This is a genomic window from Bacillus sp. ISL-55 (assembly GCF_018613155.1).
GTDB lineage: Bacteria > Bacillota > Bacilli > Bacillales > Cytobacillaceae > Mesobacillus.
Map to the genome: position 1 here is coordinate 1 of NZ_JAGGQU010000040.1, position 13,472 is coordinate 13,472.

The window sequence follows — 13,472 nt, forward strand, 5'->3', positions numbered from 1 at the left end:
TTTCTGGGCAGTCGGCTATACATTTCAATTTCGGTCCGCCCAATGAAGTCAAAGAACGACTTCATCGGTCGGCCCTCCGAGGCACAGGACGTGCTAGACCCGCCAGCCACACGAAGTGGCGTTTCAGGCGGGCAGCGCTTGTCGGGGCTGAACGAGGCGCTTGCGCTTTTTGTTCTAAATTTGTCACATTTATATAGAAGGATTATAAAGGCCAATAGCGAAATCTTTTAGGGACCGAATTGTTCCTTCGTTTTTTCCAGTTCTTCTGCAAATTTTTTATGTGTAGCCTGAAATATCTTTTCAAACATATCTCCCGTTTCACTTTCAAGCACCTTGATTCCTTCTCCTGTTATGCCGCCTTTAACGCAAACCTTTTCCTGTAAAGTCTGTAAAGTATAATGATTTTGACTCAACAATTCTCCTAAACCAATTAGCATCTCACTTGATAGTTTGGTGGCAGTTTCCTGATCAATTTCCGTTTCCTTGACCGCTCCATTGATAAAACTCTGGACAAGATGACTGAAGAAAGCTGGACCGCAGCTGACAATATCTGATGCAACTCTTGTGATATTCTCCTCGATTTCCAGTGGAACAGATACCTTTTTAAAAAGGCTAAATAATGCTTCCCTCCATTCCGTCGTGCATCGAGTTCCAAACGAGAAAAGTGAAATACCAGCAAGCGCTCTGTTTGTAATGCTTGGAATGATTCTCATGACAGAACAATCTACTTTGCTTTCTATTTGCCCTACACTAATAGGGCTTGTTATCGAAATTACACATTTATCCTTTGTGAGCACAGGATTAATGGTCTCAAGGACTCCTAAAACATGATGGGGCTTAACGCATACGAAAATAGCATCAGCGTTTTCAGCAACTTCTATCGCGTTCTTGCCAACTGATAAGCCAGGATATATTTTTTGAATCTCTAAAGCTTTTGATAATGTCCTATTTGTGATCATCATTGAAGAAGGGGAAACGGCATTCCCATCAATGAGAGCTTCGGCGAGAATTCTCCCCATATTCCCTGTGCCTATAATCCCTATTTTCATAACCCTTCCCTCCTTCGTACATTTATTCTCCTATATCCATATGATTTCAAGTTTTAGTTTATGACATATAGAAAGGTGTTGAACGTTTGTGGACTGGATCAAAGAAAACAAAATCTATGTTATTGCAGGAATAGCGGCTGTATTATTTTTATTTTATTCATCCTTTGATAAAGAAGATGAACTGACTGAAATGAATGAAGCAACTTTAGCAATGGTTGCAGATGTCGAAGCTAACAGTGATGAAAAAGATGAATCAAATGCCGATGAAAAAATAATGGTCATGATGGCTGACATCAAAGGCGCAGTCGTAAACCCTGGCGTTTACGAAATCAATGAGGGAGGAAGGGTGGTTGACCTAATTGAACTGGCAGGAGGGCTTGCTGAGGACGCCGATCCGGCTGCCATCAATTTCGCGTTATATGTAGAGGATGAAATGGCCATATATGTGCCGCGAATCGGCGAGAATGTTAATGCTGTCGTACCTGTACAAGTGGGAGAGACTGAAACAAATGGGACAGTGAACTTGAACTCTGCCGGGTCCAGTGAGCTCCAGACTTTGCCGGGGATAGGGCCTGCCAAAGCAGAGGCAATTATTGAATACCGCGAAACGAACGGTCCGTACAAATCAATCGAGGATTTAAAAGAAATCAGCGGAATTGGTGATAAAACGTTCGAAAAATTGAAGGACTTGATTTCGGTGAAATAGCTGCATTGAAATTGACTCTTTGATGATAAGTATTAAAATTAGAGATATGGAAATTAAAATACATGTACATTTTTTGAGCTTTTAAAAGGGGGATTACAGCATGGAACGAAAGAGTTGGGATGAATACTTTTTGGATATCGCTGAAGAAGTTGGGACACGCTCTACCTGCCCCAGGCTGCATGTAGGCTGTGTCATTGTAAAGGACAAGCATATTGTATCAACTGGTTACAACGGCTCCATACATGGCCATGACCACTGTGAGGATGTCGGATGCCTGATTAACGAACAGGGAAGATGCATAAGGACCCTTCATGCTGAAGAGAATGCCGTCCTCCATGCCGACAGAGGGCTTTTAAAGGGAGCGACAGCCTTTGTTACCCACGAGCCTTGCGAAAAATGTTCAAAGACACTCGCACAGTCAGGGATTACCAGAATCGTATACCGCAGCGCCTACCCTAACAAGTATAATGAACTGTTCCTAAGGGATGTCGAGGTTGTCCACTTATCAAAATAACTTAATAAAGGAAAATAGAATATGTTGCCAAATCGATTTTGGCCTATTAAAGGGCAGCTGTTTTACCTTGCAGCTGTCTCCTTGCTGGGTCTTCTGACCATTACCGAAAACAAGTTCATATACGGGGGACTGTTCCTGCTTACCATGATTCTGTTAAAAAAGCTGAAAAAACTCCCTGCTTCCACACTTGTGCTTATGGCGGGCTGCTACCTCATTTTTATGGCCGCGGGATATTCGGAGTCACATTCTGCAACAATTTTAACTGGCACTGAAAAAAACTTCCTGATCTTATTTGACGATGAAATCAAACTGGACGGTGACTTGCTTTTTGCATACGGGAAAGCATTGCCTGCTAATGAAAAACTGGTTGTCACATACAGGATCAAGTCAAATACCGAACAACAAATTATTCAAACACTTCTTACTCCTGAAATGGCATGTGCTGCGTCCGGAATCCTCAATCGTCCATCTCCTGCCCGAAATCCCAATGCATTCGATTACAAAGATTATCTTCAGCTGAACGATATCTTCTGGATCTTTGAGGCCGACAAACTGTCTCTGGAAACTTGTTATCAACAATCCGATGGAATTTTAACCGCATTAAAAGCAACAAGGCACAACGAAATTGCCAGGATAAAAGACACTTTGCCAGAAGAAACCTCCGCCCTTGCTGCAGCGCTGGTTTTTGGGGAAAGAAGTCTCTTCAATCCCGAAACAGAACGTTCTTACCAGAAAATAGGCATTGTTCATTTGCTGGCTATTTCAGGCCTGCATGTTGGGTTGCTTACAGGTATGATTTACTTTATTTGTATCAGGATAGGGATGACTAAGGAAAAAACTGAAATATTGTTAATGGTCTTCCTGCCTGTTTACGCAGTTATGACCGGGCTGGCTCCTCCGGTTGTCAGGGCAGCGGCGATGCTGGTCATATTGATTGGCTCGCGGCGAATATCGCTCCGCATGACGCCCATTGACGCAGTTTCAGCAGCCTTTATGCTCATGGCACTTATCCAGCCGAGTATCATCTTTGATATAGGGTTCCAACTCTCTTTCACCGTCAGCTTCTCCCTGGTCATTTCAGCACCGGTTATTCTTAAAAGTCTTACTTCGTTTGTAAAGCAGACAGCTGCAGTCTCTTTTATAGCTCAGCTCTCAAGCCTTCCTGTCATCCTTGCTGCATTCTATGAAGTCTCTGCCATATCGATTTTCGCCAATCTCCTCTTCGTGCCGCTTTTCTCTTTCTTATTGCTTCCGCTTTTGTTGGTATCCTATGTGATTTTGTTGTTTCTGGGAGCGTTGCCGTCCTTTTATTTGCACTTTCTCGAGAACCTTGTACACCATGTAAATCTTTTGGCCATGAAACTGTCTGAGCTCCCGATGTCAATGATCATTATTGGTAAACTTGAGCCATTTTTACTTATTGTGCAAATCATTTTGATTCCACTATTTTTTTTCAGATGGGAAGGTTGTATTGTTAAAAAGTTAAATCCTCCTCTATGGCTTTTTACCTTGCCGTTACTTCCTCTATTACTGCAAGTATTTTTGCCGTATCTGAATCCATATGGGCAGATTACCTTCCTGGATGTCGGGCAAGGTGACAGCATCTTCATCAGAATGCCGTATAATCAGGGCAATTATCTTATAGATACAGGCGGTGTCATGCCTTTTGAAAAAGAAAAATGGCAGCAGAGAGGCAGCACCTATGATCCCGGCAAGAAAATCGTCGTTCCATATTTAAAAAGTGCAGGGGTCAGGACTATTGATAAATTAATTTTGACCCACGGAGACACGGATCATATAGGTGGAGCTGTTGCTTTGTTGGAGGAAATACGCGTAAAACAGCTGCTAGTACCGCGTGCAGAAGAGAGGTCAGAATTGGAGTTGGACATCATGGAAATCGCCAATGACAAGGGAGCAGATATTTATGTAGCTGGTTTAGGCACTGGATGGACAACGGCTGAGGGAGATTTTAGGATACTCAATCCAAGCGAAACTGTTGGGGAGCGAAACGACCAGTCAATTGTGCTGCATGCCGCTATTGGCGGAAAAAAGTGGCTTTTTACAGGGGATCTGGGGATTGAAGGAGAAAATTTAATGGCGAGGAAAATGAAGGACATTGACATAGGTGTTTTAAAGATCGGACATCATGGCAGCAAAAACTCCAGTTCAGAACTTTTTCTGGAAAGAACGAATCCAGATTTTGCAGTCATTTCTGTAGGAGAGAATAACCGGTATGGCCATCCTGGCGAAGAAGTCATCAAAAGGTTAGAAGAACGTGGCACGCAGATTTTCAGGACCGATGAAAATGGTGCAATCATTTACAGGTTTAAAGACAATTCAGGAACGTTTATGACACAACTTCCATAGTATATAGCAAGAACAAATAGTTCTCTCCCCCAAAAATCACAAGAACATGATAAGAGACTGCATTTTGTTAAATGCAGTCTCCAAAAGTTTATCCTATGTAGCCGTGATTAACTTCCGATTAACTGCACGACTGTCGCAATAATGAACATTGTTGCAAAGAATCCAAAAGAAACGATGAATCCAACACCTGAGTCAACAGCGTCATTGCGATTACTTTGGACATTTTCTTCGAATTGATTCACAGTCAATCCCCCCTAATAATTCTATAATAGTATAAGCGATTCAAATTAAAAAATCCAGTGTTCTCTGCGCAGCATTGTATTTGAAAAATTAAACCGAAGTTTGCTGTCTTCCTTTATGTGTGTCAATGTACCAAGAGTTGTCACAAATACTTTTCCCGTCTGCGGCTAAAATAATCTTACCATGATGCACCGTTGATATATAAGTATCCTAGGCCTTATATTTCAGCGTTCAATATAAATAGGGGAATTGGTCCGGATAGGGGGCCAATTCCCTTAGAATGCTTGTCAAAATGTCCAAGCTTCTTTACGATAGATATATGGCAAAAATGGATTGAACGGAGCGGAAAAAAGTGGTATTGGACATTTGGAAAAAAATAAGCAAAAAACAGGTGGATCCTGTTTATTTAATGTATGGAACAGAAACCTTTCTAATAAATGAAACAAAACAGCTTCTGGTGGATCATGTTTTGGATGACGAAGAGAAAGATTTCAATTATTCGGTTTATGACTTAGAAGAAGTGCCAATCGAAGCAGCGCTGGAAGATGCAGAAACTTTCCCGTTCATGGGAGAAAAACGATTGGTCATCCTCCAGAATCCCGTATTTTTGACATCGGAAAAGTCAAAAGGAAAGGTGGAGCATAATTTAGCGAAACTGGAGGAATATCTTTCACAGCCTGCGCCTTACTCAATCGTTGTCTTTTCTGCACCTTACGAGAAACTGGACGAACGGAAGAAAGTGACTAAGGAGTTAAAGCGGAAAGCTACGGTCATCGAAGCCAAGAAGCTGAGTGAACAAGAAACCAAAGTCTGGGTAAAAGAACGCGCTCAGGTAAACGGAGCGATTATTGATAATGATGCAATCGAGCTTCTATTGACGCTTGCGGGTACGAATTTGTTCATGCTGACTTCAGAAATCGATAAACTTGCGCTTTATGCGGGAGAAAACGAGCCAATCAGCAGGGAGATTGTCGACCGACTGACTGCAAGGTCGTTGGAACAGAATATTTTTTCTCTGGTCGACAAGGTTGTCCATCGAAATGTTGAGTCAGCTTTAAGGATTTATTATGATTTATTAAAGCAGAACGAAGAACCGATTAAGATTCTTGCCGTGATTACAGGTCAATTTAGGCTGATATACCAGGTGAAGGAGCTTGCTCGAAAAGGGTATGGACAGCAGCAGATTGCTGGGACCTTGAAAGTCCATCCATTCAGGGTGAAATTGGCAGCGGGGCAGGCAGGAGCGTTTTCAGATGAGGAATTGACTAGGATCATGAAGCTTCTCGCGGATGCGGATTATCAAATGAAAACAGGCGGCATGAAAAAAGAAATGCTGATTGAAATGATCCTTTTTCAGATAAATGGAAGGAAATAAATAGAGAGCAAAATAAAAAAACGACCTTCAGGAAGGTCGTTTTTTTATTTGCATTTAGCATTAGCCATTAGCGTTTAATTTTTTCATTAAACGGGCTTTTTTGCGGGAAGCTGCGTTTTTGTGGATAAGACCTTTAGCTGCTGCTTTGTCAAGCTTGCTAGCTGCTTCAGCGAAAGAAACTTTTGCTTCAGTATCGTTGTTCACGATTGCTGCTTCTGCTTTTTTAACTGCTGTACGCATAGAAGATTTCACAGTAATGTTTTGAGCTTTGCTCGCTTCACTAGTTTTTACGCGTTTGATTGCAGATTTAATGTTTGGCATTCCGTTCACCTCCTAAAAAAGCATCGAGATTTTATGGAACTCGACATTTCCAGTACATTTCTTATTTTATTAAGAACAAATGATATTTTATCAAACAGGGGTTAATAATGCAATACTCTCCTTAAACTTAAGTCTAGTGTATCGTGAATGTTTTTTTATGTAAAAGGAAAAGATAGGCAATAGTATGCTGTAGTGCAGCCAAACTGTTATTGGGAGGAATGCGAAAATGAAGGAACCAGTAGACTTGAGCATGTATTCAATCAGGACTGACCTGGCTGTGGAAGCGAGGGAGATGGTGCTGGCAGATCAGGCAGCAACTGTCCATACCCAGGAAAATCTCTCCCATATTGAAGGCGTCATTATAAAAGAAAAAGAAGAAAATGATATAAAGATTTCTCTAGTAGAGGTAACAGCGGAGGGTGAAAAGAGCATTGGCAAAAAACAGGGGCAATATTTGACAATCGAAGTGGTCGGTATTCGCCAGCAGGATACCGAGCTGCAGGGAAAAGTAGAAAAAGTATTTGCAAATGAATTTGCCCATTTTATCAAACAATCCGGCATCCAGGAAAATGCATCCTGCCTTGTTGTTGGTCTGGGAAACTGGAATGTTACACCCGATGCTTTAGGGCCTCTCGTCTGTGAAAACCTGCTTGTTACCAAGCATCTTTTCGATCTCCAGCCTGAAAGTGTCGAAGAAGGGTATCGTTCTGTTAGCGCGCTTTCTCCGGGAGTCATGGGACTAACTGGGATAGAGACCTCTGATATTATTTTTGGCGTCGTCGAGAAAACGAAGCCAGATTTCGTCATTGCAATCGATGCACTTGCTTCGCGTTCTATTGAAAGAGTCAATTCGACGATTCAGATTTCGGACACAGGTATCCATCCTGGATCAGGCGTAGGTAATAAAAGGAAGGAAATAAGCAAAGAAACATTAGGCATTCCAGTGATAGCGATTGGAGTTCCAACAGTGGTTGATGCGGTTTCGATTACAAGTGATACGATTGATTTCATTTTAAAACATTTTGGCAAGGAAATGAGAGAAGGGGATAAGCCTTCGAGGTCACTTGTCCCGGCCGGAATGAGTTTTGGCAAAAGAAAAAAGCTGACAGAAGAAGACCTGCCAGAAGCTGAACATCGTCAAACCTTCCTTGGAATGATCGGAACGCTTGAAGACGAAGAGAAGCGTAAGCTTATTTATGAGGTTTTATCACCTTTAGGCCATAACCTGATGGTGACGCCAAAAGAAGTCGATGTATTCATAGATGATATGGCCAACCTGATTGCCAGCGGCCTTAATTCTGCTCTGCATACGAATGTTGACCAGGACAATACAGGCATGTATACACATTAAGATATTCTATTGAATTTATTTCAAATTCGTTACGGAAGGATTCGGAGTTCTATCTTCTCTAGCAAAGTCATAACATTTACTAGACTTGCATTAGAGAGGTGGAACAATGAGATTTAATAAACGATCTGGAATAATTGTAGCCGTCCAAGGGACTCAAGTAGTAAAAGCCGCATTAGCATTTGTGTTCTTTCTCATTGGGATTTTTTCCATAAGTGGAGTGATGACTTCGCTAAAGCCAGAATACAGAATCACCTCGGATTCCGTTAATCAGGCCGCAAACAATCTGAATGGCCAGCTGCTTTTCAGTTTAATGGGTTGGGAAAACCATCAATTCCTTCAGGCGCTCCCAGAGGAATATGAGACACCGAAGCTAACGAATGTCATGTTCAAGCTTTCTACCAATATCAATCTGGATGATCCTCGGAGCTTACTAGGCAGGGAGCTTCCGGGTTTCTCGCTTTTTGACGGGAAGATACTTGTTGCTGGTGAAGGAACGAATTATACGAACATGCCAATGGAATCAGCTCCCCCTGTCGATGTATTGAAAGCAGAGCAGGAGGCGGCGCTCCAAAACACAGAAGGTTTAGATACGGGTAATTCTGAAGATACGGCAGCACCTCCGCTATCCACTGGAGACCGTAAAGCCGTCTATATTTATTTTACACACACAAGGGAATCCTATCTCCCTTATCTCAAGGGTGTGACCGATCCGAATAAGGCCTATCACTCACAAGTGAATGTCACGAAGATAGGTGACCAGCTGAAAAAGAGTCTTGAACAGCGTGGCGTGGGAACAACGGTAGATAAAACCGACGTAATGGCCAATCTCAGCAAGAAAGGGCTTGGGTTTGGTAAAGCCTATCAGGAATCACGGCCAGTTGTAGAAGCCGCGATGGCTGGGGACCGGAACCTACAATACTTTATTGATATCCATCGAGACGGATATCGCAAAGATAAAACGACGATCCAGATAAATGGCAAGCCTTATGCCAAACTCGCATTTGTCATTGGAGGGGAAAATGCCAATTATGAAAAAAACCTTGCTCTCGCACGAGAACTGCATAACCTCCTCGATAAAAAATACGGCAAGGGATTAAGCAGGGGCATCATCGAGAAAAAGGGCGCCTCAACAAATGGCAAATTCAATCAGGACTTGTCCGGAAACGCACTGCTAATAGAGTTTGGCGGCGTTGACAACACATTTGAAGAACTAAACAGGTCTGCCGATGCACTTGCAGATGTTTTCAGCGAATTCTACTGGCAGGCAGAAAAAGTAGGAGCGCCAGCTCAGCAGCCTCCTGACAAACAATAAAAATTCGGTTAGGTGATTGAAATGAAAATGTTCATGCTTAAAAGCTTTATGCTAGCTTCTTTAATGTTCATATCCGTATTGTTCGGCATGCAACAGGCAAATGAAGGCATCCTTAAAATGAAAGGCTATGAAGACCCTGAATTCAAAAGTGCGTTCAACATTGAAGAAAAGGAAAACGGGACCTTCGAAACAGCCATATTAGGAAATGACGTCTCCAGCCATGACTTGGAACAAAAGCGGAAAAAACTAGAAGAAATGAAAGCATATAACCTCTTTTCATCTATAGGAAAAAACCTGGCCGATGGAGTCTCCACGATCGTCGAGAAAACTGTTGAATTAATAACTGGGAAGTAAGTAGAGCAGCGGGCTTAGGCCCGCTGTTTTTAGCTTAAAGATTTATTTGCATTGCAATTATGAGATTGATTTAGCAGCAGAAAGAGACCCTTATGGGGAAAGAAACCCACTCATAAGGGTCTCTTTAACCATGAAAGGTGCCCTTATGCGGTAAGAACCCCACTCATAAGGGTCTCTTTATCCCTGAAAGGTGCCCTTATGCGAAAAGCCCCCACCCATAAGGGCCTCTTTACCGAAGAAAGGAGCCCTTATACGTAAAGAACCACGCTCATAAGGGTCTCTTTATCCCTGAAAGAAGCCCTTATGCGGCAAGAACCCCACTCATAAGGGTGTCTATAATCATGAAAGGAGCCCTTATGCGGTAAGAACCCCACTCATAAGGGTCTCTTTAACCATGAAAGGAGCCCTTATGCGGTAAGAACCCCACTCATAAGGGTCTCTTTATCCCTGAAAGGAGCCCTTATGCGGCAAGAACCCCACTCATAAGGGTGTCTATAACCATGAAAGGAGCCCTTATGCGGTAAGAACCCCACTCATAAGGGTCTCTTTAACCATGAAAGGAGCCCTTATGCGAAAGGAATCCCCCTCATAAGGGTCTCTTTACCGAAGAAAGGAGCCCTTATGAGGTAAGAAATCCACCTATAAGGGTACCTTTATGCTTGGCAGACACCCCTCCAATGCCAATCTTCCACTATTATTTATTGAATCTTGATATTCCTGCTGATATAATCAACAATAGTGTACATGCGCGAGTATAGTAGGAGTGAACGCAATGAGCAGAGAAGAAAGACTGAATAGACAAAGCAAAATACGAAATTTTTCGATTATCGCCCATATTGACCATGGTAAGTCGACGCTGGCTGACCGTATCCTTGAAAAGACGAATGCGTTGACTGCACGTGAGATGAAGGATCAGCTTTTGGATTCGATGGACCTTGAACGTGAGCGTGGAATCACGATAAAACTGAACTCAGTACAATTGAAGTACAAGGCGAAAGATGGAGAAATCTATACTTTCCACCTTATCGATACTCCAGGACACGTAGACTTCACCTATGAAGTTTCCCGAAGCCTGGCAGCATGTGAAGGTGCCGTCCTTGTTGTCGATGCGGCACAGGGAATCGAGGCACAGACCTTGGCGAACGTTTACCTCGCAATCGATAATGACCTGGAAATCGTGCCGGTCATCAATAAAATCGATTTGCCAAGTGCGGATCCTGAACGTGTCAGAAATGAAATTGAAGAAGTGATCGGTCTGGATGCTTCTGAAGCTGTTCTTGCTTCTGCTAAAGCGGGAATCGGAATTGAAGATATCCTGGAACAAATCGTCGAGAAAGTTCCTGCTCCACAAGGGGACCCTGAAGCTCCTTTGAAAGCATTGATCTTCGACTCCTTGTACGACGCATACCGCGGCGTAGTCGCTTATATCCGTGTCGTCGATGGCACCGTAAAAGTTGGCGACAAGGTCAAGATGATGGCAACAGGCAAAGAATTTGAAGTAACGGAAGTTGGAGTATTCACTCCAAAAGCTACTCCTGCAGGTGAATTGACAGTCGGGGATGTAGGTTTCCTTACTGCGGCAATCAAAAACGTTGGCGACACACGTGTAGGTGATACAATTACCAATGCGAAAAACGGCGCATCCGAACCGCTTCCAGGTTATCGCCGCCTAAACCCAATGGTATATTGCGGACTATATCCAATTGACTCAGCTAAGTTCAACGACCTGAGGGAAGCTCTTGAAAAATTGGAGCTGAACGATTCAGCTCTGCAATTCGAGCCTGAAACTTCGCAGGCACTTGGCTTCGGTTTCCGCTGTGGATTCCTTGGACTTCTTCATATGGAAATCATCCAGGAGCGAATTGAACGTGAATTCAAGATTGATTTGATTACGACAGCGCCAAGTGTAATCTATGATGTTATCATGACTGATGGTACTGAATTGAAGGTAGACAATCCTTCTAACATGCCTGATCCTCAAAAAATTGACCGTGTTGAAGAGCCTTATGTAAAAGCAACGATGATGGCGCCGAATGACTATGTTGGGGCAATCATGGAGCTTTGTCAGGAAAAGCGCGGCATCTTCATTGATATGCAATATATGGACGAAACTCGTGTCAGCATCGTGTATGAAATTCCGCTGTCGGAAATCGTTTATGATTTCTTCGATCAGCTAAAATCAAGCACGAAAGGCTATGCGTCCTTCGATTATGAACTGATCGGGTACAAGACTTCCAAGCTTGTGAAGATGGATATCTTGCTGAACGCTGAAAAAGTGGATGCTTTGAGCTTCATCGTTCATAATGATTTTGCCTATGAAAGAGGAAAGGTCATCGTTGAAAAATTGAAGGACCTAATCCCTCGTCAGCAATTCGAGGTGCCAATCCAGGCAGCCATCGGCCAGAAAATTGTTGCGCGCTCGACAATCAAGGCGATGCGCAAAAACGTATTGGCGAAGTGTTACGGTGGGGATATCTCCCGTAAACGTAAGCTCCTTGAGAAGCAAAAAGAAGGTAAAAAGCGCATGAAGCAAGTCGGATCTGTAGAAGTTCCGCAGGAAGCCTTCATGGCAGTCCTGAAAATGGACGACAACAATACGAAGAAATAAAATAGCAGGGGAGGCTGGATGTGCTTGTTAAAGCAAGCGATTCTGGCCTCTTTTTTCAATAAATTCATGAAAATGGATCTAAATTCTGGCCTGAAAAACCACTTTAGGAAGTGAAAAAATGAAAGCAGCATACATCCATATTCCTTTCTGCCACCATATTTGCCATTACTGTGATTTCAATAAGGTATTTATGAAGGGTCAGCCGGTTGATGAATACCTGGAGGCACTTGAAAAGGAAATGAGCTTGCCGGTAAACAAAGAAGTAATGCAAACGGTATTTGTCGGTGGCGGCACACCTACGGCCTTAAATGAAAAACAATTGGATAAGCTTGTTTCAGCGATCAACAGACAGCTAAATATAGACAACAATACGGAATATACCTTTGAAGCGAACCCTGGCGACCTTTCGAAAGAAAAACTTGCGATCCTCAAGAATGCTGGTGTCAATCGTCTAAGTTTTGGAGTGCAGACTTTCAATGATGAACTTTTGAAAAAAATCGGGCGCAGCCATCGGGCAAAGGATGTATTTGAATCAATTGAAAATGCGAAAACAGCTGGTTTCGATAATATCAGCATCGACTTGATATACAGCCTTCCTGGCCAGACGAAGCAGGATTTCATACAATCAATCCAAACAGCCCTCGGATTAGGACTCGTCCATTATTCAGGGTATTCGTTAATCATTGAACCGAAAACAGTGTTCTACAACTTACTGCAAAAGGGCAAGCTCCCACTCCCAGGTGAGGATGCAGAAGCAGAAATGTATGAAACCCTAATGGAGCAAATCGAAAACGGTGGTCTTAGGCAATATGAGATCAGCAATTTCGCTGTCCCGGGATTCGAAAGCAGACACAATCTTACCTATTGGAACAACGAAGAGTATTACGGGTTTGGTGCCGGGGCTCATGGGTATGTCGATGGCATCAGGCAGTCCAATTTCGGACCGCTAAAAAAATATATGGAACCTCTATCCAAAGGGGAACTTCCGATCATGGATGCGCATAGAGTGACCCTTGAGGAAAAAATGGAAGAGGAAATGTTCCTCGGACTGCGAAAAACTGAAGGTGTCTCAATTCGACACTTTGAGGAAAAATTTGGCCGGAATCCGCTCGAATTATTTGCGGGTCAAATCAAGGAGTGGTCTGCGAAAGGCCTTCTGAAAAGTGATGGAGATAAAATCTCACTAACAAGACACGGCCGCCTTCTCGGCAATGAAGTTTTTCAATCATTCATCGGGGTATCAAATCATTGACATCCTCAACGATTATTGATAAA

The 13,472-nt window shown here is 42.9% G+C and carries 13 protein-coding genes; 9 read left to right on the top strand and 4 right to left on the bottom strand.

Annotation, left to right across the window (positions count from 1 at the left end; genetic code table 11):
• The coding region (locus J7E32_RS18405) for a hypothetical protein (RefSeq protein ID WP_214910497.1) at positions 1-215 on the bottom strand (215 nt) is incomplete at its 3' end.
• A gap of 12 nt (positions 216-227) precedes the next feature.
• Positions 228-1,049 (bottom strand): late competence protein ComER, encoded by an 822-nt coding sequence (gene comER, locus J7E32_RS18410; RefSeq protein ID WP_214910499.1) that lies wholly within the window; start codon positions 1,047-1,049, stop codon positions 228-230.
• A gap of 88 nt (positions 1,050-1,137) precedes the next feature.
• On the opposite strand from comER, the gene J7E32_RS18415 reads away from it, so the two are divergent.
• From J7E32_RS18415 to J7E32_RS18425, 3 genes are all read left to right on the top strand, one after another.
• The gene (locus tag J7E32_RS18415; RefSeq protein ID WP_214910501.1) at positions 1,138-1,755 is read left to right on the top strand and encodes a helix-hairpin-helix domain-containing protein; all 618 of its coding nucleotides are present in this window, start codon (positions 1,138-1,140) and stop codon (positions 1,753-1,755) included.
• A gap of 100 nt (positions 1,756-1,855) precedes the next feature.
• Positions 1,856-2,269 (top strand): deoxycytidylate deaminase, encoded by a 414-nt coding sequence (locus tag J7E32_RS18420; protein WP_214910503.1) that lies wholly within the window; start codon positions 1,856-1,858, stop codon positions 2,267-2,269.
• A 21-nt stretch (positions 2,270-2,290) separates the two neighbouring features.
• Positions 2,291-4,636 carry a DNA internalization-related competence protein ComEC/Rec2 gene (locus J7E32_RS18425; protein ID WP_214910505.1) on the top strand — a complete coding sequence of 782 codons (2,346 nt, stop codon included), beginning with the start codon at positions 2,291-2,293 and terminating at the stop codon, positions 4,634-4,636.
• Positions 4,637-4,743: 107 nt separating this feature from the next.
• Here the strand turns inward: J7E32_RS18425 and J7E32_RS18430 are convergent, their stop codons facing one another.
• A complete protein-coding gene (locus J7E32_RS18430) occupies positions 4,744-4,878 on the bottom strand; it encodes a YqzM family protein (protein WP_023627242.1) in 135 nt (44 codons plus the stop codon).
• Between the two features lie 350 nt (positions 4,879-5,228).
• Between J7E32_RS18430 and holA the strand changes: the two genes are divergently transcribed.
• Positions 5,229-6,251, top strand: a complete 1,023-nt coding sequence (gene holA / locus J7E32_RS18435) for a DNA polymerase III subunit delta (RefSeq protein WP_214910507.1) — start codon at positions 5,229-5,231, stop codon at positions 6,249-6,251.
• Between the two features lie 60 nt (positions 6,252-6,311).
• Here the strand turns inward: holA and rpsT are convergent, their stop codons facing one another.
• The gene (gene rpsT, locus J7E32_RS18440) at positions 6,312-6,572 is read right to left on the bottom strand and encodes a 30S ribosomal protein S20 (protein ID WP_035209610.1); all 261 of its coding nucleotides are present in this window, start codon (positions 6,570-6,572) and stop codon (positions 6,312-6,314) included.
• A 226-nt stretch (positions 6,573-6,798) separates the two neighbouring features.
• Between rpsT and gpr the strand changes: the two genes are divergently transcribed.
• The 5 genes from gpr to hemW all read left to right on the top strand — a co-directional run bounded on the left by gpr (position 6,799) and on the right by hemW (position 13,449).
• Complete coding sequence (gpr, locus tag J7E32_RS18445; protein WP_214910509.1) at positions 6,799-7,923, top strand: GPR endopeptidase; 1,125 nt, start codon at positions 6,799-6,801, stop codon at positions 7,921-7,923.
• Between the two features lie 106 nt (positions 7,924-8,029).
• Positions 8,030-9,235 carry a stage II sporulation protein P gene (gene spoIIP, locus J7E32_RS18450; protein WP_214910511.1) on the top strand — a complete coding sequence of 402 codons (1,206 nt, stop codon included), beginning with the start codon at positions 8,030-8,032 and terminating at the stop codon, positions 9,233-9,235.
• Positions 9,236-9,268: 33 nt separating this feature from the next.
• Positions 9,269-9,589 carry a YqxA family protein gene (locus J7E32_RS18455; protein WP_483297619.1) on the top strand — a complete coding sequence of 107 codons (321 nt, stop codon included), beginning with the start codon at positions 9,269-9,271 and terminating at the stop codon, positions 9,587-9,589.
• Between the two features lie 772 nt (positions 9,590-10,361).
• On the top strand, positions 10,362-12,197 hold the full coding sequence (gene lepA / locus J7E32_RS18460; RefSeq protein ID WP_214910515.1) for a translation elongation factor 4: 1,836 nt from the start codon (positions 10,362-10,364) through the stop codon (positions 12,195-12,197).
• 118 nt (positions 12,198-12,315) lie between these two features.
• Positions 12,316-13,449 (top strand): radical SAM family heme chaperone HemW, encoded by a 1,134-nt coding sequence (hemW, locus tag J7E32_RS18465; RefSeq protein ID WP_214910517.1) that lies wholly within the window; start codon positions 12,316-12,318, stop codon positions 13,447-13,449.
• Positions 13,450-13,472 lie beyond the last annotated feature (23 nt).